Consider the following 21,093-nt stretch of genomic DNA (forward strand, 5'->3'; position numbering starts at 1 on the left):
TGTTCACGCGAGATGTTGCCGCCATCGCGATGGACCTGAACGGGGTCGAGCATGTCGACTTTAATGCCCTCGGTGGTGCCGACAACATTACCGTCGGCGACCTCTCCGGCACCGGCGTCAGCCAGATCGACCTCGATCTCGGCGCCAATGACGGCGCCGCGGATACCGTGACCATCAACGCAACTGGCGGCAACGACGTCATCACGGTGACCGAGCACGACGGCATTATCACGGTGTCGGGGCTTGGCCAGGACATCAACATCACCGATGCCGGCGCGGGCGACAGGATCGTCATCAACGGTCTCGATGGCGATGACGTCATCACCGCTTCCGGCTTGCACGGCGGCATCCAGCTCGTTGCCAATGGCGGCAACGGCGACGACGTGCTGATCGGCAGCCCCGGCAACGACACGCTGGCGGGTGGTGCCGGTGATGACGTGCTGATCGGCGGGGGCGGCCTCGACATCCTGGACGGCGGCACCGGCAACAACGTCGTCATCCAGGGCGGAGCGTTCGCGGCCGCGATGCTGCTCAACCAGGCTATGGCGGCGAGCTTCGTCCCGGCAGGTGAGGGCAATGGCGAGATGCCGCTGCCCGATCCGCACGCGGCGCAGAGCCAGGTGCTCGCACCGCCCCAGCACGCCTGAAGCTGGCGCTGCGGCCTGGAGAACGCTCATGACGACCAACGCGGTCTCCGCCGATACGGGGCTCGATGCCTTGCTGACGCTGCTGCATCTGCAAGGCGTTGCGGCCGATCGCGAGCAGCTCAGGCACCGGCTCGGCGCGGCAAGTTTCGGCGCAGCGGATATCGTCCGCTGCGCCAGGTCTCTCGGACTTAAAGCGCGAACCTACCGAACGCAGTGGAGCCGTCTGTCGGACACCCCGCTGCCTGCGATCGCAATGCTGCGGGACGGCGGCTTCATGGTCATCGCAAAGGCCTCCGCCGACAAGGTGCTGGTGCAGTCCCCGGAGGCGCAGCGCCCGGTGCTGATGGATCGCGACGAGCTGTGCGCGATCTGGGACGGCGGCTTGATCCTGATGGTCCGGCGCGCCGGCCTGTCCGACCTCGGCCGGCAGTTCGATATCACCTGGTTCATCGGCGCGATCGGCAAATACCGGCGGCTGCTGGGCGAGGTGCTGGCGGCTTCGTTCTTCCTCCAGCTTTTTGCGCTGGTCTCGCCGCTGTTCTTCCAGGTCGTAATCGACAAGGTGCTGGTGCACCGCTCGCTGTCCACGCTCGACGTCCTCGTCATCGGCCTCGTCGTCGTCTCCCTGTTCGACACCGTACTCGGGATCCTGCGCAATTACCTGTTTGCGCACACGACCAACCGCATCGACGTCGAGCTCGGGGCACGCCTGTTCCACCATCTGCTGGCGCTGCCGATGGCCTGGTTTCAGGCCAGGCGCGTCGGAGATTCCGTGGCCCGGGTCCGAGAGCTCGAGAACATCCGCAATTTCATCACCAGCTCGTCGCTGACGCTTCTCATCGACCTGGTCTTCACCTCGGTGTTCCTGGCTGTGATGTTCGCCTATTCGGCGCAGATGAGCTTTATCGTGCTCGCATCGTTCCCGTTCTACATCGCGATCTCGGCCGTGGCGACGCCGCTGTTTCGCCGCAGGCTGGACGAGAAATTCCGCCGTGGCGCCGAGAACCAGGCCTTTCTGGTCGAGAGCGTCAGCGGCATCGAAACGCTGAAGGCGATGGCGGTCGAGCCGCAGATGCAGCGCCGCTGGGAAGAGCAGCTCGCCGGTTATGTCTCGGCGAGCTTCGGTGTCACCAGCCTCGGCAACACGGCAAGCCAGCTGGTGCAGCTCGTCAGTAAGGTCGTCACTGCCGCCATTCTCTATGTCGGAGCCAGGCTGGTGATCGGTGACGCATTGACGGTCGGCGAGCTCGTGGCCTTCAACATCTTCGCGGGGCGGGTGTCGGCCCCGGTGCTGCGGCTCGCGCAGGTCTGGCAGGATTTTCATCAGGCGCGACTGTCGATCGCGCGGCTCGGCGACATCCTCAACAGCGCGGCGGAGCCGGCTTACTCCGCCGCCCGCGCGGGGCTGCCGCCGATCCGGGGCAACATCCGCTTCGAGCACGTCTCTTTCCGTTACCGGCCCGATGGGCCGGAGATCCTGCACGATGTCTCATTCGACATTCCAGCCGGACAAACCGTCGGCATCGTCGGATCGTCCGGCTCGGGCAAAAGCACCTTCGCCAAGCTGGTGCAGCGGCTCTACGTTCCGCAAGGCGGCCGCGTGCTGGTCGACGGAATGGATCTGATGACGACCGACCCGGCCGGGCTCCGTCGGCAGATCGGAATCGTGCTCCAGGACAACATGCTGTTCAACCGGTCGGTGCGCGACAACATCGCGCTGGCCGATCCAAGCCTGCCGATGGACCGCATCATCGACGCGGCGAAGCTGGCGGGCGCTCATGATTTCATTCTGGAGCTCCCTGAGGGCTACGATACGATGGTGGGCGAGCGCGGCTCGACGCTCTCGGGCGGGCAGCGCCAGCGCATCGCGATCGCCCGTGCGCTGGTAGGCAATCCCCGGATCCTGATCTTCGACGAAGCCACCAGCGCACTCGACTATGAAAGCGAGCGGATCATCCATGACAACATGAAGGAGATCGCGAAAGGCCGCACCGTCCTGATCATCGCGCACCGTTTGTCCACCGTCCGCGGCGCCGATCGCATCTTCACCCTGGAACGCGGCCGTCTGGTCGAGGACGGCACGCATGATGCGCTGATCAAGACCGGCGGCCGCTACGCCGCCCTGCATCGTCTCCAGGGAGGCATTTATGAGGTCGGCTAGCACTGTGCCGGCCGCTCGTCCGGAGCAGACCGTGATCCCGTTCCGGAATGGAAAGGGCCGGCGCGCCGAGGAAGTCGCCTTTCTGCCGGCGGCGCTGGAAATCACGGAAACACCGCCGTCGCCGATCGGCCGCGCCATCGCCCTGGTCCTGATGCTGCTTGTCTGCGCAGCGCTGGCCTGGTCGGCCTGGGGCACGATCGACATCGTGGCCTCCGCAACCGGCAAGGTCGTGTCGAGCGGGCGAAGCAAGGTGGTCCAGCCGTTCGAGACCGGCGTGGTGCGCGCCATTCACGTGCAGGACGGTCAATCGGTCAAATCGGGCGACCTGCTGATCGAGCTCGATCCGACCGTGAACGCCGCAGAGCGCGATCGTCTGCACGACGATCTCATGGCCGAGCGGCTCAACGTTGCGCGCCTGCGCGCCGCATTGGCGGGCGGCGAAGAGGTGTCCGCCGATCTCGTCGTACCAGAGGACGCCGATCCCATGCTGGTCGCGACGCAACGGCAGCTCCTCGCCAATCAGGTCAGCGAGAACAGGGCCAAGCTCGCGGCGCTGGCGCGTCAGGAAGCGCAGAAGGAGGCCGAACATCAGACGATTGCGGCGGCGATTCACAAGCTTGATGCGTTGCTGCCGGTCACCCAGCAGCGTGTCGAGATCCGCAAGACGCTGATGGAGAAGGAGATCGGCTCGAAGCTCACCTACTATGAGACCCTCCAGCTCCAGATCGAGCAGCAGGAGGAGCTTCGCGTCCAGAGCAGCCGCTTGAAGGAGGCCGAGGCGGCCGTCGCCGCGATCCGGGAGACCCGCATCCAGGCCTTGGCGGAGTACAGGAAAAGTCTCTCCGACGAGCTTGCCAAGAGCGAACAGAAAGCCAATGGCGTCGCACGCGATCTGATCAAGGCGCAGCAGAGGACGAGGCTTCAGCAACTGACGTCGCCGGTCGACGGCGTCGTGCAGCAGCTCGCGGTCCACACTGTCGGCGGCGTGGTCACGCCCGCGCAGTCGCTGCTGGTAATCGTGCCGACCGATACGCGGCTCGAGATCGAGGCGATGATCTCCAACCGCGATATCGGATTTGTCGAGGCCGGGCAGGGCGCCGCCATCAAGATCGACACTTTCAATTTCACCCGCTACGGCCTTCTCGCGGGCCAGGTCGTGAGCGTCTCGCAGGACGCCATCATCCGCGACCGGCCCCAGGAGCGCGGGAGCGACCGTGCGCTTGGGACGCAACGCGACAGCAGCGAGCCCAGCGGGCAGGAGTTGAGCTACAGCGCCCGCATCTCGCTCGATCGCAGCCAGATGCAGGTGGACGACCGCCTCGTCAATCTGTCCCCGGGGATGGCAGTGACCGTCGAGATCAGGACCGGTTCGCGCACGATCCTGACCTATCTCCTGTCGCCCCTGCAGCGCTACCGGCACGAGATCATGCGGGAGCGCTAGTTCCCGCCTGTTGCCGACGAAGCTTCGCGAGGCGCGCTGAGGGCCGATCAGGCGTTCGGCAGCTACTCCATGCCGCGGGCGCTCCGCTCTCGATGAAGTCGTTTTGGTGTGGCCGCGCAGCCCGGAATGCGTACATAGGAGCAAGCAAAAAATTTGGAGGAAAGCATGCGGCTCATTGCCCTCGTATCGGCTCTGGTTCTGCCGTTTGGCGCGGCGCTCGCCCAGGACTATCCGATCAGGCCCGTCACCATGTTGGTGCCGTTCGCCGCCGGCGGACCTACGGACACCATTGCTCGCCTGACCGCGGCAGGCATGGCGAAATCGCTTGGCCAACAGGTCGTCGTCGAGAACGCGCCCGGCGCCGGTGGCACCATCGCCACGACCCGCGCCTCGCGAGCCCAGCCCGACGGATACACGCTGCTGATCCATCATGTCGGCCTCTCGACCGCCGCCACACTGTACCGCAACCTCAGCTATGACACGAAGACGGCCTTTGCGCCGATCGGGCTTGTGACCAATGCGCCGATGACCATCATCGCGCGTCCGGATTTTCCGGCCGACACGCTGAAGGAATTGGTCGCCTACGCCCAACAGCAGGGCGACAAATTGACCTATGCCAATGCCGGACTCGGCGCGGCGTCGCATCTCTGCGGCATGCTGTTCATGACGGCGATCCAGAAGCAGCTGACCGCGGTGCCCTACAAGGGCAACGGCCCCATCATGAACGATCTTCTCGGCAGGCAGATCGATCTCACCTGCGACCAGGCCACGAACACGACCGGCCCGATCATGTCGAAGCAGGTCAAGGCCTATGCGATCACCACCAAGGAGCGGCTGAAGAGCCTGCCCGATCTGCCGACGGCCGACGAGGCCGGCCTCAAAGGCTTCGAACTTGGTGTCTGGCACGGCATCTATGCCCCCAAGGGCACACCGCCGGCGGTCGTTCAGAAGCTGACCGCGGCGCTCCAGTCCGCCCTTAGGGATTCCACGCTGATCGCCCGGTTCAACGACATCAACACGGAGCCGGTCCCGCAGGAGAAGGCGACGCCGGAAGCGCTGGCCGCGATGCTCGCGAGTGAAGTCGACCGCTGGGCTCCGATGATCAAGGCAGCCGGCCAATTCGCGGACTGAGCCGTTTCTGCTCAATTCGTGCCGACATCGCTGCGTGAGCGGGCTAAGTCACCACGGTAAAGATCAGTCCATTCAAAAGCTAATCACCGGGTAGCAAAATACCGGTACTGTGCATGGGGTTGTTTTGGCGATTTTGATGTCGGCCCGGTCGTGGAGGCGTCAACCCGCCGCCTCGTCGAACTGCGTGCTCGCCTCGAGCCACTGCTCCTCGGCGCGCGCCAGCGCGTCGGCCGCATTGGCGCGTGCTTTCGACAGTTGCGCGGCCTGCTTGGGGTCGCGGGTGAAGATGTCGGGCAGGGCCAGAGCAGTGTCGATCTTGCTGATGATCGCGCTGACGCGGGCGATCTCGGTTTCGGCTTCCGCGATACGTTTCTTCAGCGAGCCGCGATTGTCCGATCTCGGACGCTGCGGCTTCTCGCTCGCGGCGCTGCGCTCGCGCGGGGCGGGCTCGCCATTGCGCGCGGACAGCACCAGGCGGCGATATTCGTCGAGGTCACCGTCGTAATTGGTCACGGTGCGGTCGGCGACGATCCAGAGTTGATCAGCGCAGGACTCGATCAGATAGCGATCGTGCGAAACCATGATGACGGCGCCGGGGAATTCGTTGATGGCTTCGGCGAGCGCTGCGCGGCTGTCGATGTCGAGATGGTTGGTCGGCTCGTCCAGGATGATCATGTTGGGGCCGAAGAAGGTCGCAAGCCCCAGCAGGAGCCGCGCCTTCTCGCCGCCCGACAATTTTCCAACCTTGGTGTCGGCCGCCTTGCCGGAAAAGCCGATCGCGCCGGCGCGGGCGCGTACTTTCGCTTCGGGCGCCTCGCCCATCAGCTTGCGGACGTGGTCGTAGGTCGAGGCATCCTCGTTCAGTTCGTCGAGCTGGTGCTGCGCGAAATAGGCGATCGACAGCTTGTCCGCGCGCGTCACCTTGCCCGAGAACGGCGCGAGGCGGCCGGCGAGCAGTTTGACCAACGTCGACTTGCCGTTGCCGTTGGAGCCGAGCAGCGCAATGCGGTCGTCATTGTCGACGCGCAAGGTGACGCGGTTCAGTACGGGCGTATTCGGATCGTAGCCGACCACGACGTTGTCGGCGGCGATGATCGGCGGCGACAGGATTTTCTCCGGCGCGGGAAAGCTGATCTCGCGTACGTCCTGGGTGACCAGCGCCGTGATCGGCTTCAGCCGCTCCAGCATTTTCACACGGGACTGCGCCTGGCGAGCTTTCGAGGCTTTGGCCTTGAAGCGGTCGACGAAGGCCTGCAGGCGCGCGCGTTCGGCTTCCTGGCGCTTGACCGCCTTGGCATCGAGCATCTCGCGCATGGCGCGCTGCTCCTCGAAGGAGGAGTAGGTGCCTTTGTAAAGCGTGAGCTTGCTGCGATCCAGATGCAGGATCTGGTCGACCGAGCTTTCAAGGAGATCGCGGTCATGGCTGATCACGATCACGGTGCGCGGATAATGTGCGAGATGATCCTCCAGCCACAGCGTGCCTTCGAGGTCGAGATAGTTGGTGGGCTCGTCGAGCAGCAACAGGTCGGGAGCCGCGAACAACGTTGCGGCGAGCGCAACGCGCATGCGCCAGCCGCCGGAGAATTCGGCGCAGGGGCGGAGCTGGTCGGAGGCGGAGAAGCCGAGGCCGGAAAGGATGGCGGCGGCACGGCTCGGTGCCGAATGCGCGTCGATGTCGACCAGCCGGGTCTGGATCTCGGCGATCCGGTGCGGGTCGGTCGCGCTCTCGGCCTCGGCGAGCAGCGCGTCGCGTTCGAGGTCGGCTTTGAGCACGACCGAAATCAGGCTCTCGGGGCCGTTCGGCGCTTCCTGCGCGAGGCTGCCGACGCGCCAGCGGGGCGGCAGGGTCACCGTGCCGTGCTCGGCGGCGAGCTCGCCGCGGATCACCTTGAACAGGGTCGACTTGCCGGTGCCGTTACGACCGACCATGCCGACGCGGGATCCGGGCGTGATCTGCACGGAACTCTGGTCAATCAGAAGGCGTCCGGCGAGGCGGATGGAGAGGTCGGTGATGGCAAGCATGCGGCCTTGTCACCGCACCCGCGATCAAACGCAACCCGTTTTTCCGTGTCCACGGGCCAGTGCTCGTCAACTCAGTGCGAATCGCGGTCGCGCTGCTTCAGCTCATTGAGGAGTTGCTCGAGGTGCGTCGGTAGCCTGGCTTCGGGGCGCAGACTCTGCTGGAGCCGTTCGCCCACCGCATCGCGGATCGAGCGGCTGGTGCGCCGGTCGATTTGCTCGCTGTCGTCGGCGAAAAGGCTAACCATCGCAGGGTTCCGTGTTCTCAAAGAAGCGACACGGTACCAAGTCCTTGGCCCCCAAATGGTTTCGCCACTCGCGGCGATTGCGCGGCATTCTAGCAAAAATTGTGTGAAGCCGCGCAATGGCCCCCTCCGAATACAAAACCCCGGCGCTGGGGGACGCCGGGGTTTCGCTTGGAAGGTACCTTGGGGCTCAGGTAGCTTTGGAAAGGTGCTGTCGGGCTCAGTAGCAGCGGTTGATCATCCGCCAGCGGGGTCCCCAGGGGGTCGGGACCAGCCGGCGCACATAGCAGCCGCCATAGCCGTAGGAGACGGGGCCGCCGGCATAGAACCGCGGTCCGCCCCAGCCGTGATGCCAGCCACCGCCGCCGCCATGACCCCAGCCGCCATGCCAATGAGCGGACGCGGAGGTCGGCGCCAGCGCGGCACCAAGCGCGACCACGGCGACCGCGGCGAGCGAAAGTTTCCTCAACATGGTGATCTCCTCAAAACTGCCGGCGCGGGGCTATCGCGTCGATGGAAAGGCCGCCGAAACGGTCCGCCTCGGGCAGAGGCTTTGGTTTCGATGGACCTGAGGTTATCCGAGCGAGGCTGAACCAAACCCTGACGAGGCCTTCAGATTGGGTTCATTTGGGTGAAATCGTCGTAATCCATGTTGGAATTCGGGCACTTGGCCTGCGGCGAAGCGCCCACGAGTCGGTTTTGGCGGTCGCTTGCCGTATCGCGAACGCGCCGATATAAGCCCGGCAACTCCGAACCACCGTTTTCTCTTCAAGGACAAGATCATGGCCATCGAACGCACCTTCTCGATCATCAAGCCCGACGCCACCGCGCGTAACCTTACCGGTGCGGTTAACGCCGTGATCGAGAAGGCGGGCCTGCGCATCGTCGCGCAGAAGCGCATCCGCATGACCAAGGAACAGGCCGAGACCTTCTATGCGGTCCACAAGGCGCGCCCCTTCTTCGGTGAGCTCGTGGACTTCATGACCTCGGGCCCCGTGGTGGTCCAGGTGCTGGAAGGCGAGGGTGCCGTCTCCAAGTATCGCGACGTGATGGGGGCGACCGATCCGTCCAAGGCGGCTGACGGCACCATCCGCAAGCTCTACGCAAAGTCGATCGGCGAGAACTCCGCGCACGGTTCGGATGCGCCGGAAACCGCCGCGATCGAGATCGCGCAGTTCTTCTCGGGCAACGAGATCGTCGGCTGATCCGTCGGCCGATAAGGTAACGAGACGCGGCGAAAGGACGTAGTGTGAACTGGCTCTGGCAGATCTTCGATCCCGCTACGATCGGGGCATTCTTCACCCAGTTCCGCGTTGAGATGGCCGAACCGACCTTCTGGGTCGCGGTCGGCAAGATCATCTGGATCAACATCCTCTTGTCCGGCGACAATGCGCTGGTGATCGCGCTCGCCTGCCGCGGCCTCAAGCCGCGGCATCGGCTGTGGGGCATGATCCTCGGTGCCGGCGCTGCGGTGCTGCTGCGGATCATCTTCACGGGCATCGTCGCGAGCCTGATGGAGCTGCCGTACCTCAAGCTGGTCGGCGGTCTTGCGCTGATCGTGATTGCGGCAAAGCTGCTGGTGCCGGAACAGGAGGACGAGGACGGCGTCGAGTCGGCTTCGCATCTGTGGCAGGCCGTGCAGATCGTCGTCGTCGCCGACATCGTCATGAGCCTGGACAACGTCATTGCGGTGGCCGCGGCCGCCAATGGCAGTGCGCCCCTGCTGGTGCTCGGCCTTGCCATCAGCGTGCCCTTGATCGTCGCCGGTGCGGCGCTGATCATGGCGCTGCTCGCAAAGCTCCCGGTTCTGGTGTGGGCCGGCGCGGCGCTGCTCGGCTGGATCGCGGGCGAGGTGATCGCGACCGATCCCGGCATCGCGCCGAGGCTGCACACGCTGTTCGACGGTCCGTTCGGCGCCTCGCTCGACAACATGCTCGGCGCCTTGCGCATCCCGCCGCAATTCGCCCATGGCGGCGGAGGCGGCGAATATCTCTGCGCAGCTCTCGGCGTCGTCGTCGTGCTGGTCGTCGGCTCCATCTGGCGCCGCCGCAGCATGAGCGCAGCCGCGCTGGAGTCATCCGAACGCCACGCCAAGGCCTCGGCGGAATAGGCTTATCTTTCGAGCATGATCTTTCCGGAAAAACGCTTCACGTTTTTCCGGATCATGCGCTAGCGCCGCACGATCGAGCCGGCGCGGTTGATCAGCCGGGCGAGCGCGCGGAAGCGGCTGCCGACGCGGTCCGCGACGAGATCGCCGAGGCGGTGCTCGAACACCAGCAACAGCTTGCGGCCCACGCTGCGGAAATGCGTCGCAGGCAAGACGCCCGGGCGCGCCGCCGAGATCAGATGCGCGACGCGGAAGGCCGCGCCCAGCAGGCGGGCGCGTTCGAGCTGCGCCGGCGTCAGAAGCTCCTGCATGGCGACCGGCGGCTGGTTCTCCTCGCTGAGCCCCGCATAGCGATAGAACACGGACAGGCCGACGAAGGCGCGCTCGGTGTGGGTGATCGCGCCGAAATTGCCGTTGACGACGAGGCTCAGCGTCTGCTCGCCGCGATGGTCGGGATGCACGCGCCAGCCGATGTCGGACAGCAGGCACGCGGCGTGGCGCAGGCGGCGGTCCTCCTCGGTCTCGCGCAGCTTCACCACGCGGGCGAGGCGGTCGGTCCAGGCGATCAACTCGCGCGCGTGCTTGGCCGAACGCGACAGCAGCTGGTTCAGCTCCTCGGCCGCGCAGATCAGCCCGTCCTTGTTGCGTTCGGACTCCGGCAGCTTCTCGTGCAGCAGGCCCTCGCGCACGCCGAAGGTCGAGAACACGATGGTCTTCGGCTTCGCCACCCGGATGATGTGCTCGAGCACCAGTGCGGCATAGGTGAGGAGCGGGCGCCGGGCATCGGCGACGATCTCGATGTCGGCGAGCATGCCGGCGGCCGCAAGCCGGCGAAGACGACGCGAAAAATCGAGCGCCTCGGCCGCTGAAATCGAATAGCCGTGCATCACCTGGAGCGGATAGCCGCTCTGGATGATGTGGATGCGCGCAAGCGCGCGCCAGGTGCCGCCGACGGCGTAGAAGCTGCGGCCGCTCCCTGCCTTGAGCTGTGGCACCCCGTCGAGCGCTTCGCGCACGATGCGGTCGGCGCGTTTCAGGGATTTATGCGCGAGGTCCTGCAGTGCGAGGCCGCCGAGTGGCAGCGTCACGCCGCTGCGCACGGTGTTTTTGCGCACATCGATCAGTTCGAGCGAGCCGCCGCCGAGGTCGCCTACGATGCCGTCGGGATGGTGAATGCCGGAGATCACGCCGAGCGCCGACAGCCGCGCCTCGCGCGGGCCCGACAGGATCTCGATCTTCACCGCGCAGATGCGCTCGGCTTTCGCGATGAAGTCGGCGCCGTTGGAGGCGTCGCGGCAGGCGGCGGTCGCAATCGCAAACACCCGTCCGACCTGCATCACCCGGCACAGCGCACGGAAGCGCTTGAGCGAGGTCAGCGCCTTGTCGACGGCGTCGGGCGCAAGCAAGCCGGTGCTCTGCACCTCGCGGCCGAGCCCGCACAGCGTCTTCTCGTTGAAGATCGGAATGAGGCTCCGCGTCGGTCCCTCGTAGACGACGAGACGGACCGAGTTGGAGCCGATGTCGATGACGGCGACGCTCGAGCCGCGCTTGCGCGGCCGCTTCACGTCGACGATCCCGGATCAGGATTGATGACGTTCATTACGGCGCGTGAGGCGGCGCGGCGAGGATTCCTTGAGCGACTTACCACGGCCAGACAGACTCGGATTTGTCATGAAGTAGTTGTGGACGTTGAAAGGCTCCTCGCCCTTCGCGGTCTTCATACGCGTTGAGGACCCGTCCGGCAACAATTGCCAGCTCTGTTCATTGTCCTTGAGATTCGCGACCATGATCTGTTCGAGAACCTGCTGATGCACCGTGGGATTTTGCAGCGGACACAGCACCTCGACGCGGCGGTCGAGGTTGCGCGGCATCATGTCCGCCGAGGAGATATACACAGCCGCTTTCGCGCTCGGCAGGCCCTGGCCCATGCCGAAGCAGTAGATTCGGCCGTGTTCGAGGAATCGTCCGATGATCGACTTGACGCGAATGTTCTCCGACAGTCCGGGAATGCCGGGTCGCAGGCAGCAGATACCGCGCACCACGAGTTCGACCTGCACGCCGGCCTGTGAGGCCTCGTAGAGCGCGTCGATGATGTCGGGGTCGACCAGCGCGTTCATTTTCATCCAGATCGCACCAGGCCGGCCGTGCCGCGCATGCGCGGTCTCGCCCTGGATGTGCTCGATGATGCGCTTGCGCAAGGTCAGCGGCGAGACCGCCATCTTTTCCAGATCGCTCGGCGCGGCGTAGCCGGTGATGAAGTTGAACACGCGCGCGGCGTCGCGGCCGATGGTCGGCTCCGAGGTGAAGTAGGAGAGGTCGGTGTAGATGCGCGCGGTCACTGGGTGGTAATTGCCGGTGCCGGTGTGGACGTAGGTCGTGAGGCTGCCGCCCTCGCGGCGCACCACCATCGAGAGTTTCGCGTGCGTCTTCAGTTCGAGGAAGCCGTAGACGACCTGCACGCCGGCGCGTTCGAGGTCGCGCGCCCAGCGGATGTTGGCTTCCTCGTCGAAGCGGGCCTTCAGCTCGATCAGCGCGGTGACGGATTTGCCGGCTTCGGCGGCTTCCACGAGCGCACGCACGATCGGCGAGTTGCTGGAGGTGCGGTAGAGCGTCTGCTTGATGGCGACGACGTCGGGGTCGCGCGTGGCCTGCTGGAGAAACTGCACCACGACGTCGAAGGATTCGTAGGGGTGATGGACGACGAGGTCCTTCTGTCGGATCGCAGCGAAGATGTCGCCGCCTTGCTCGCGCACGCGCTCGGGATGGCGCGGCACATAAGGGGTGAATTCCAGGTCGGGCCGGTCGAGGCGGGTGAGCTGCGAGAGCTCGTTCATGGCGAGCACGCCGTCGACCAGGAACACCTCGTCGTCGGCGGTCGACAGCGCGTGCTGCACGAAGCTGCGCAGCTGTTCCGGCATCTTGGCGTCGATCTCGAGTCGGATCACGGAGCCGCGGCGACGGCGCTTCAGCGCCGTCTCGAACAGGCGGACGAGATCCTCGGCCTCTTCCTCGATTTCGAGTTCGGAGTCGCGGAGGACGCGGAATGCGCCCTGGCCGTGCAGATTGTAGCCGGGGAACAGGCGGTTGATGAACAGAGCGGTGGCCTGCTCCAGGGAGATCAGCCGGACGACCTTGCCCTCGGCCGGCAGGCGGATGAAGCGGTCGATCTTGCCGGGCATGCGGATCAACGCGTTCATCTGCTTGCCGTCGGCGGCGCGCGTGAGCTGGAGCGCGATGGTGAAGCCGAGGCTCGGAATGAACGGGAAGGGGTGGGCCGGGTCGATCGCGAGCGGCGTCAGCAGCGGGAACACGTTGCTGAGGAAGTAGTCCTCGATCCAGGTTCGTTCCGCCTTGGTGACTTCCTTGCCCTCGACCAGCACGATGCCCTCGTCGGCGAGCGTGCCGCGCAGGTCGCGCCAGATTGCCTGCTGGTCGGACGCAAGCTGCGAGACGGTCCGGTTGATGAGCGCGAGCTGCTCGGACGGGGTCAGACCGTCGGGGCTGCGCTCGGCAATGCCCTCGCGCACCTGGGCCTTAATGCCGGCGACGCGGACCATGAAGAACTCGTCGAGGTTATTCGCTGAAATCGACAGGAATCGCACCCGCTCCAGCATGGGGTGGCTGGGATTGACCGATTCCTCCAGGACGCGGCGGTTGAAGTGCAGCCAGGACAGCTCGCGATTGATGAACCGCTCGGGGCTCGATGCGATCGCCGGCGGGCCTTCGGCTTCCGGGGCTTTTTCTTTAACTTCAACAGCTTGCGCAGAGTCCATCAGAAGTCGATCCATCCAGTTCGCCCCAATTTGCGACTTACGCGCAAAACCCGCGGGAGCATGTGTTAGAGCGATGACGTTTCGATGACATTGATGTTCCGCCGCCCGGCCGCGTCAAGCCGCCTTGGTCAGACATCACGGAGCAGCTCGGCTGCCAGGGCCCGGGTGACGGGACGGCCAAGGCGCAGGGCCTCGGTGTCCAGCAGGTCGACAGCCCGTCGGGCGGCGGCCGAGGACCGCTCCAGGCGAGTGGCGAGGTAGCTGACCACGCTCTCGTCCACCGCGAGCTGGCGGTCGGCGCAGAATTTGACGATCAGGCCGCGGAAGAGCTGATCGTCAGGCGGCAGCAGCGAGATAACAGGGACGGCGCGGAGCCGCGAGCGCAGGTCGGCAAGCTCGATCTCGAGAGAAGCGGGCGCCTCGCGTCCGGTGAAGAGGACGTAGGCGCCGTCCTCGCGGGCCAGATTCATCAGATGGAACAGGGCGCGCTCATCGAATTCCCTGGCCTTGGGGTCCTCGACCACCAGCGCGCCGGTGGCGAGCGCAGCCGGGACGGCTTCGGCGGTCAGCCCATTGGCCGTGGTCGAGCGGGCGCCTGAAGCCTCGGCCCAGATCGCGGCGAGATGGCTCTTGCCGCTTCCTTCCGGGCCGGCCAGCCACATGATCCGGTTCGGCCATTCCGGCCAGGCGTCGATGAGGGCAAGACCGGCGGCATTAACGGGGCCTTCGAGGAAATTGTCCCGGCTCAGGCTCTCCGCATGCGGAAGCGAAAACGCCAATTGTCGGGGATGAACGCGGCCTGGCACGCTTGCTTTGCTCCATGCCGGCGTGCCGGCTTCGTTTGACGAGATGCGACTTCATCGAGCGGGAGTTGGCCTTTTACGGGGCCGCTTCCCAACTCACTTGGCCTCGATCGTGCTCATGTGCCGCAACCACTCAACGAGATAGAGCGACACGGAGGAGAGCGTGAAGACCGTTACGAGGCCCATCAGGATGATATCATAAGGACCGGCTTTGAAGCCGAAGGCGAGGGCGGCCAGCACCAGCGCTGCGAACGCCACCTGGGCCACAGTATTGAGCTTGGATACCTTCGAGGGCTTCATCTCCACAGGGCGATCGAACAGCCACGATATGATCACGGCGGCGACGATCATGATGTCGCGCGAGACCACTAGGATGACGATCCAGCGCGGAATCGCGCCCCAGATGCCCAAGGCCATGTAGATCGAAACCAGCAGCGCCTTGTCGGCGAGCGGGTCGAGCAAGGCGCCGAGCTCGCTCGTCATGTTGAAGCGCTTGGCAAGGAAGCCGTCGACCGCGTCGCTGATCCCGGCGATCAGGAAGACGGCGAACGCCACCTCCATTTGGCTCGACACGATGGCCCAGACGATGATCGGGACCAGCATGATGCGGCCCAAAGTAATGATGTTCGGTATACTCACACGGCGCTTCCCGGCACCCGGCCTGACCTCGAATTCGGCCCTTTGGAGGCTGAACCGGTTGATATCTCTACATAGTATACGGAGGCGCGCCATGCGAGCCATTGCGCGTCCCCGGAATTCGACGTAACCAGCCGCAAACCCACTGGAAATCGGGCATGACCGACCGCAAAAACGGCCTCACTTACGCCGATTCAGGCGTCGATATCGACGCGGGCAACCGCCTGGTCGACCTGATCAAGCCAATGGTGCGCGCAACCGCGCGGGCCGGCGCCGACGCCGAAATCGGCGGATTCGGCGGCCTGTTCGACCTCAAGGCGGCCGGTTTCAAGGATCCCATCCTGGTGGCCGCGACCGATGGCGTTGGCACCAAGGTCAAGATCGCGATCGAGACCGGCCTGCATGGCGGGATCGGCATCGACCTCGTCGCCATGAGTGTCAACGACCTCGTGGTGCAGGGCGCCGAGCCGCTGTTCTTCCTGGACTATTTTGCCTGCGGCAAGCTCGATCCGGAGGCGACCGCATCGATCGTCGCCGGTGTCGCCGAAGGCTGCCGCGAATCCGGCTGCGCCCTGATCGGCGGCGAGACGGCCGAGATGCCCGGCCTCTACAAGGACGGCGACTACGACCTCGGCGGCTTTGCCGTCGGCGCCGCGGAGCGGGGCACGCTCTTGCCGCGCAAGGATATCGCCGCCGGCGATGCCGTGATCGGGCTCGCCTCGTCGGGTGTGCACTCCAACGGTTTCTCGCTGGTGCGCAAGATCGTGGAACAATCCGGCCTCGGCTTCGGGGCGCAGGCGCCGTTTGCGCCTGTCATGACGCTCGGCGGCGCGCTGCTGACGCCGACGCGGCTCTATGTCAAATCCTGCCTGCGCGCGATCCGCGAGACCGGCGCGGTGAAGGGGCTTGCCCACATCACCGGCGGCGGCTTCACCGACAACATTCCGCGCGTGCTGCCGAACCATCTCGGTGTCGGTATCGATCTGGCGCGCCTGCCGGTGCTGCCGGTGTTCAAATGGCTGGCAGCCCAAGCCGGCATCGCCGAGCTCGAAATGCTGCGGACCTTCAATTGCGGGATCGGCATGATCGCGATCGTCGAGCCGGACAAGGTCGACGAGGTCGTGGAGGTCTTCACTGACGCCGGTGAGACCGTCGCCCAGCTCGGTACCGTGATCCCGGCTGAGGGCGAGCACCGCGTCATCTATAACGGCCACCTCGATCTGGCGCTTTGATGAAACGCCGCGTCGCCATCCTGATCTCCGGTCGCGGCTCCAACATGTCCGCGCTGATCAGGGCCGCTGCTGCTGCGGATTTCCCGGCGGAGATTTCGCTCGTCATCTCGAACAAGGCCGACGCGCAGGGGCTGGAAAGGGCCAAAGCGAGCGGCGTGACGACGCTGGTGATCGAAAGCAAGCCGTTCGGCAAGGACCGCGCCGGCTTCGAGAAGGTGCTGCAATCAGCGCTCGATCAGCACGGCATCGAGCTGATCTGTCTCGGCGGTTTCATGCGGCTGTTCACGGCTGAATTCACAAAAGCCTGGTACGGGCGTATGCTCAACATCCATCCCTCGCTGCTGCCGTCATTCCCAGGCTTGGACCCGCATGGCCAGGCCTTGCGCGCCGGCGTCAAGCTGTCCGGCGCAACGGTGCACTTCGTCATCCCCGAGACCGATGCCGGCCCAATCGTGATGCAGGGTGCGGTGCCCGTGAGCGATCACGACACGGCGGACACGCTGTCGGAGCGTATCCTCGAAGTCGAGCACCGCATCTATCCCGCAGCGCTGAGCCTGCTCGCGACCGGCAAGGTCCGGATCGAGGGCGACGTGTGCAAGACCGCGGGCAGCGGGCCGTCGGAGAATTTTCTGGTTGCGCCGTTGGTGCGGTGAAGCGCCGTCGCACGAAATACTTCTCATCCCCAAAACAAAAACCCCCGGCAGAGCCGGGGGCAACGTCATGATCTCTTGCGCAGACCGCGAGAGAAGTCAGGAGACCTTGAGGTTCTCCGCGGATGCCTTGCCGCGGTTCTCCACGAGGTCGTATTCAACCACCTGGTTTTCATTGAGGGTGGAGAGTCCGGCGCGCTCGACGGCGGAGATGTGGACGAAGACGTCCTTGTCACTGCCGTTCGGCTTGATAAACCCATATCCCTTGGTCGGGTTGAACCATTTGACGGTGCCCTTTTGCGGCATCCTCAGTCTCCTCCGCTAGATACAAAAACGACGCGGCCGCTTTTCGCGTGCCACGCCACAAACGGGCTTCCGGTAGTCTGTTCGAGTCTTGAGTCTCAATGTCGCGAAACGCACAGTCGAGCGGCCAATTCCGATTGTGTCCGATATTGCAACATGAAAATCGCCCGTTAGCAAGCCGCGCGCGAATTTCAAGTCCGGGCCGGGTGCCGGCATCTGCAATTTACGACCTGTGGCCGGGGAACCACAATCGAGGGCAATCGCCTCGGCGATGAGGTCTGGACCGATTGACCCTCGGGGGCAGTTCAGCACAAATCGTCACGTGCAGTGTGGCGCGTGTTGCATTTTTGCGCGCCGCCATTTGCTTTGGGATTCATCGTCATGCGCTGCACATTGCAGCTTTCCGGGACGCGGCGGGTGATTGGCGGAGACCGGGTTCGTCGGACGGCGGCCAAGGTCGCGAGTGCCATCGTGCTTGGCTTGGTGACGACGGCTGCTCCCGTTCTCGCTCAGGTCGCCCCGCCGCTGCCACCGCCACCGCCTCCCACGCCGTCGGCCACCTCCACCAATTACGACCAATCGGCCGGCGACAGCGCGCTCAATCTCGGGTCGAACTTCCTGGAGCGGCTCGGCAACCAGGCATCTGGCGGCGTCAACCGGGCGTTCCGAACCAATCCCGGCGGCGGCGGCGCATCGGCCAGCGCGGAAGATCCGCGCTACCGCACCTGGTTCGAGGGCTACGGCATCTCGGTCCGGACCGATGCGCAAGGAGACTTTGTCGGCGACAAGCGGAAGACCTTTGGCGGTGTCGCGGGCTTTGGCGCGCGGCTCGCACCGGGCGTCAATCTCGGCTTCTCCGTCGACCAGAGTCACACCGACATCGACGTTCCGCTCGCGCTCCAGTCCGCGACGCTGGACCTGACTCAACTCGGCTTCAGTGGCTCCGTCGACAAGGGCCCCTGGACCTGGGCTTTCGCGCTGGTGCACGGTTTCGGCAAGGTCCGCTCCAGCCGGGATACCGGCCTCGGCCTTGCGACCGCGGGTTATCGCGCCGCAGTCGACGGCGCGTTGACCGAGATCAGCTATTACTGGACCAAGGACCAGATGCGCATCGTGCCCAAGGGCGCACTGGAATATGTCCGCGCCACCAGCGTCGCGTTCCAGGAGGTTGGCGGCCTCGATCCACTCAATGTCGGCTCGACGGCGCTCTCTCGCGCGCGCGTCATGATCGGAGCCGAGGTCGGACGCTACTTCATCTTCGACCAGAAGATCCTGGACCTGTCCGCCTACGGCAAGTTCGTCGACAATTTCCATCAGAACCTGGGATCGGTGCAGGTCAGTCTCGGGACCCAGAGCATCGTCGTGCCCGGGATCGGCGAGAGCCGCTACGGCATGGATGCCGGCGCCTCGGCCTCGCTCAGTCTGACCAACACGGCGCGGCTCTACGTCAACTACGACGGCAAGTTCCGCAGCGAGCTGACGTCGCACCAGGGCACGGTCGGCTTCGAATATCGGTGGTGAGGCGAAGCCTGCCCACGTCCGCCCAGAGCCGGATCTGGAAAACTGCGAAGCGGTTTTCCGAAGAGATCATGTTCAAGCTTTAAGTCGGCATCGCCGCGACATAACCCGTCAATCCAAAGCCCTCGCGCGCGGCCGTCATCATTGGCGCCAGCGCGTTCGGATGGATGAACTCGTCGCGGAAACAGGGATGGATCTTGGGATCGAAGATTTTCTTCAGCCAATCGACCACGATCTTGTGGCGCTCGGAGGCGCGGAACTCCTTGTGATAGGTGAGCCAGAGATCGGCGTGGTGGCTGACGCCGAGATCGACGGCAACGAGCGGGGCGCCGAGCGCGATCGAGACCGTCGGCAGGAACCCGATGCCGGCGCCGCGCTCCACCGCATAGAGCACGCCGACCGAGGAATTGGTCTTGATCCCGACGATGCCCTCGAGCGACTTCAGTCCGAGCACGCGGGCGTAGGCGCCGTCGTCGACCTGCGGGGCGCTCTGCTTGATGATGCGGTGGTTCTTCAGCTCGGCCAGGGTCGCGGGCACGCCGTAGAGGTTTTCGTACTCCTTGGAGACGAAGGGATAGATGTGCAGCCGGCCGAGCTTGGCGACGATCAGATCGGGATTGGTCGGCGGCTCGAGCTGGATCGCGATATCGGATTCGAGCCGCGCGACGTCGGCCTGTTCCATCGCGCAGCGCAGATCGACGGTGATCTTGCGATATGTCTTCTGGAAGTCGATCAGTCGCGGCAGGATCCAGAAATTGCCGGGGCCTTCCGTCACCGCGACGCGCACGGTGCCTGACATGTCGTTCGACGATCGCGAAGCACGCCGGAACACGTTGAAGGCATGACGCTCCATATGCGCGACGTCGGCGATCATCGCGCTGCCTTCGTCGCTGAGCGTGAGCCCGCTCTGGTCGCGCAGGAACAGCTTGCAGTCGATGCTCTCTTCGAGCCGGTCGATCCTGCGCATCAGGGTGGTGGAGGTGAGCCCGAGCTTCTCGGCGGCGTTGCGGAAACTTTTATATTTTGCGCAAGCTAAAAACAGTTTCAAATCGTCCCAGGACATATCCAGGGCTTCTTCACGGTGCTGCATCATCGCAGCACCCCGGTGCAATAACTGCTGCATACGCCAGATCCCCAGCCGCTAAGCTCTTGGTCATAGCGGGGCACGAAAGCGGCGAACGATAGAGGGGTGACATGGGTATGGAAAGGGGCTCGTTTGCCGCAAGGCATGATTTCGACGCGCTGCCGCTCAGTCCGGATGTCGACGTCCGCCGCGCCCAATTTTCCGAAATCGCCGCGCTTTCGCAGTTGGCCCACCGGCTGGTGCCGGGTGTTCGGATCGGGGCGGCGGAGCTTGCAAAATATTTCGCCTTCGATCCCGAGAGCATCCTGACTTTCAGCCGGAAGGGCAACCTCGTCGGCGGCATCGCCTTCCTGTTTCTCAACGATCGCGGGCATGATGCGCTGCTGCTCGACGAGATCTGCCTCACCGCGCCGGAGACGCGCCATCTCGCGTCCGCGAAGGAAGACGTTTCCGCCATCTACATCTGGGCGATCGCGGCGACGGGGCGCGGCGTCGCCGGTCTCGGCAAGGCCGCGGCTCATCTGAGGCAGCTAAGGTTTCGCAACGCGGATTGCTATGCGCAGCCGTCAACCGTGGCCGGACGCGACATCATGAAGGCGACAGGATTCGAGCCTGTTCCAAGCTTCCAACCCGACCTCTGGTGCTACGAGCGGCCCTGGCATCGGCAGCCGATGCGCATGCCGGGCGCGATCATTCAAGCAAGGAGTTTTGCAGATGCACGGTACTAGGATTCCTCTCGCGAAGCCCGATTCCCGCGCCATCACCATTCGCCTCGCACGCGATCTCAGCGATCTCATGCTGGTCACCTCGATCCGCTCGGCCGTCTATCTCGCCGAGCAGGATTGCCCGTTCGACGAGGAGTTCGACGGCAACGACATGGTCGCCGCGCATTTCATCGGCTATGTCGGCAACGAGCCTGCGGGCTGTCTGCGGGTGCGGTTCTTCGGCGATTTCGCCAAGGTGGAACGGCTTGCGGTGCGGCACCAATATCGGCGCTCGCGGGTCTCGTTCAAGCTGGTGCAGGCGAGCGTCGACTATGTGAAGCGCAAGGGCTTTCGCAAGATCTACGGCCAGGCGCAGGATCGGCTGGTCGATTTCTGGGCCCATTTCGGCGCCAAGCCGCTCGGCCACAATCGCAAGATCACTTTCTCCGACTTCTCCTACACGGAAATGCTGCTGGAGATCGAACCGGGCCCGGATGCCATTACGCTGGACAGCGATCCGTACGTGATCATCCGACCCGAGGGCGATTGGGACCGGCCGGGCGTGCTCGACGCCTCGGCGGGACGGGCCGTGACGTCGCCGCTGCGGGACGTCGCGCTCGCTGGCCGTTGAAACTGGTG

19 protein-coding genes and 1 pseudogene are annotated in these 21,093 nt (G+C 64.8%); 11 read left to right on the forward strand and 9 right to left on the reverse strand.

Annotated elements, in window-relative coordinates; all coding sequences use genetic code 11:
* The 4 genes and pseudogenes from IVB47_RS11630 to IVB47_RS11645 all read left to right on the forward strand — a co-directional run.
* A pseudogene (locus IVB47_RS11630) lies at positions 1–647 on the forward strand (calcium-binding protein); the annotation flags it as partial.
* A gap of 28 nt (positions 648–675) precedes the next feature.
* Positions 676–2,808 (forward strand): type I secretion system permease/ATPase, encoded by a 2,133-nt coding sequence (locus IVB47_RS11635; RefSeq protein ID WP_247408447.1) that lies wholly within the window; start codon positions 676–678, stop codon positions 2,806–2,808.
* Positions 2,795–4,249, forward strand: a complete 1,455-nt coding sequence (locus tag IVB47_RS11640; RefSeq protein WP_247461692.1) for an HlyD family type I secretion periplasmic adaptor subunit — start codon at positions 2,795–2,797, stop codon at positions 4,247–4,249. Before IVB47_RS11635 ends, IVB47_RS11640 begins: the two co-directional genes overlap by 14 nt.
* A 165-nt stretch (positions 4,250–4,414) precedes the next feature.
* Positions 4,415–5,380, forward strand: a complete 966-nt coding sequence (locus IVB47_RS11645) for a tripartite tricarboxylate transporter substrate-binding protein (RefSeq protein WP_085352933.1) — start codon at positions 4,415–4,417, stop codon at positions 5,378–5,380.
* Between the two features lie 159 nt (positions 5,381–5,539).
* Here IVB47_RS11645 and IVB47_RS11650 read toward each other — a convergent pair whose 3' ends face one another.
* The 3 genes from IVB47_RS11650 to IVB47_RS11660 all read right to left on the reverse strand — a co-directional run bounded on the left by IVB47_RS11650 (position 5,540) and on the right by IVB47_RS11660 (position 8,116).
* On the reverse strand, positions 5,540–7,402 hold the full coding sequence (locus IVB47_RS11650; RefSeq protein ID WP_247461694.1) for an ABC-F family ATP-binding cassette domain-containing protein: 1,863 nt from the start codon (positions 7,400–7,402) through the stop codon (positions 5,540–5,542).
* Between the two features lie 71 nt (positions 7,403–7,473).
* Positions 7,474–7,647, reverse strand: a complete 174-nt coding sequence (locus IVB47_RS11655) for a hypothetical protein (RefSeq protein ID WP_247434138.1) — start codon at positions 7,645–7,647, stop codon at positions 7,474–7,476.
* A gap of 217 nt (positions 7,648–7,864) precedes the next feature.
* Positions 7,865–8,116 (reverse strand): sulfur globule protein precursor, encoded by a 252-nt coding sequence (locus tag IVB47_RS11660; protein WP_247360624.1) that lies wholly within the window; start codon positions 8,114–8,116, stop codon positions 7,865–7,867.
* 310 nt (positions 8,117–8,426) lie between these two features.
* Here IVB47_RS11660 and ndk point away from each other — a divergent pair, with 310 nt between their 5' ends.
* The gene (ndk, locus tag IVB47_RS11665; protein WP_007591953.1) at positions 8,427–8,849 is read left to right on the forward strand and encodes a nucleoside-diphosphate kinase; all 423 of its coding nucleotides are present in this window, start codon (positions 8,427–8,429) and stop codon (positions 8,847–8,849) included.
* A 44-nt stretch (positions 8,850–8,893) separates the two neighbouring features.
* Positions 8,894–9,754 carry a TerC family protein gene (locus IVB47_RS11670; RefSeq protein WP_027569692.1) on the forward strand — a complete coding sequence of 287 codons (861 nt, stop codon included), beginning with the start codon at positions 8,894–8,896 and terminating at the stop codon, positions 9,752–9,754.
* A gap of 59 nt (positions 9,755–9,813) precedes the next feature.
* On the opposite strand, the gene ppx is transcribed toward IVB47_RS11670, so the two are convergent.
* The 4 genes from ppx to IVB47_RS11690 all read right to left on the reverse strand — a co-directional run bounded on the left by ppx (position 9,814) and on the right by IVB47_RS11690 (position 14,966).
* Positions 9,814–11,316, reverse strand: a complete 1,503-nt coding sequence (gene ppx, locus IVB47_RS11675) for an exopolyphosphatase (protein WP_247286375.1) — start codon at positions 11,314–11,316, stop codon at positions 9,814–9,816.
* Between the two features lie 15 nt (positions 11,317–11,331).
* The gene (locus tag IVB47_RS11680) at positions 11,332–13,524 is read right to left on the reverse strand and encodes an RNA degradosome polyphosphate kinase (RefSeq protein ID WP_027569694.1); all 2,193 of its coding nucleotides are present in this window, start codon (positions 13,522–13,524) and stop codon (positions 11,332–11,334) included.
* Between the two features lie 128 nt (positions 13,525–13,652).
* Positions 13,653–14,330, reverse strand: coding sequence for a DnaA/Hda family protein (locus IVB47_RS11685; protein WP_027569695.1), 678 nt, complete (start codon positions 14,328–14,330; stop codon positions 13,653–13,655).
* 93 nt (positions 14,331–14,423) lie between these two features.
* A complete protein-coding gene (locus IVB47_RS11690) occupies positions 14,424–14,966 on the reverse strand; it encodes a CDP-alcohol phosphatidyltransferase family protein (RefSeq protein WP_027569696.1) in 543 nt (180 codons plus the stop codon).
* Positions 14,967–15,121: 155 nt separating this feature from the next.
* Here IVB47_RS11690 and purM point away from each other — a divergent pair, with 155 nt between their 5' ends.
* Positions 15,122–16,195 (forward strand): phosphoribosylformylglycinamidine cyclo-ligase, encoded by a 1,074-nt coding sequence (purM, locus tag IVB47_RS11695; RefSeq protein WP_027569697.1) that lies wholly within the window; start codon positions 15,122–15,124, stop codon positions 16,193–16,195.
* Positions 16,195–16,848: a phosphoribosylglycinamide formyltransferase gene (purN, locus tag IVB47_RS11700; protein WP_247286372.1), complete on the forward strand. Its 654-nt coding sequence runs from the start codon at positions 16,195–16,197 to the stop codon at positions 16,846–16,848. The genes purM and purN overlap by 1 nt, the downstream gene beginning before the upstream one ends.
* 96 nt (positions 16,849–16,944) lie before the next feature.
* Here the strand turns inward: purN and IVB47_RS11705 are convergent, their stop codons facing one another.
* Complete coding sequence (locus tag IVB47_RS11705) at positions 16,945–17,151, reverse strand: cold-shock protein (protein ID WP_007591938.1); 207 nt, start codon at positions 17,149–17,151, stop codon at positions 16,945–16,947.
* Positions 17,152–17,529: 378 nt separating this feature from the next.
* On the opposite strand from IVB47_RS11705, the gene IVB47_RS11710 reads away from it, so the two are divergent.
* Positions 17,530–18,669 (forward strand): autotransporter outer membrane beta-barrel domain-containing protein, encoded by a 1,140-nt coding sequence (locus IVB47_RS11710; RefSeq protein WP_247461696.1) that lies wholly within the window; start codon positions 17,530–17,532, stop codon positions 18,667–18,669.
* A gap of 79 nt (positions 18,670–18,748) precedes the next feature.
* Here IVB47_RS11710 and IVB47_RS11715 read toward each other — a convergent pair whose 3' ends face one another.
* Complete coding sequence (locus IVB47_RS11715; protein ID WP_247461698.1) at positions 18,749–19,789, reverse strand: LysR family transcriptional regulator; 1,041 nt, start codon at positions 19,787–19,789, stop codon at positions 18,749–18,751.
* 71 nt (positions 19,790–19,860) lie between these two features.
* Between IVB47_RS11715 and IVB47_RS11720 the strand changes: the two genes are divergently transcribed.
* Positions 19,861–20,478 carry a hypothetical protein gene (locus tag IVB47_RS11720; protein WP_247461700.1) on the forward strand — a complete coding sequence of 206 codons (618 nt, stop codon included), beginning with the start codon at positions 19,861–19,863 and terminating at the stop codon, positions 20,476–20,478.
* Entirely contained in the window at positions 20,465–21,085 is a 621-nt protein-coding gene (locus IVB47_RS11725) for a GNAT family N-acetyltransferase (RefSeq protein ID WP_007591919.1), read from the forward strand. Before IVB47_RS11720 ends, IVB47_RS11725 begins: the two co-directional genes overlap by 14 nt.
* The last annotated feature ends 8 nt before the right edge of the window (positions 21,086–21,093 follow it).

The sequence above is a fragment of the Bradyrhizobium sp. 62 genome (genome assembly GCF_023073035.1).
Lineage (GTDB): Bacteria > Pseudomonadota > Alphaproteobacteria > Rhizobiales > Xanthobacteraceae > Bradyrhizobium.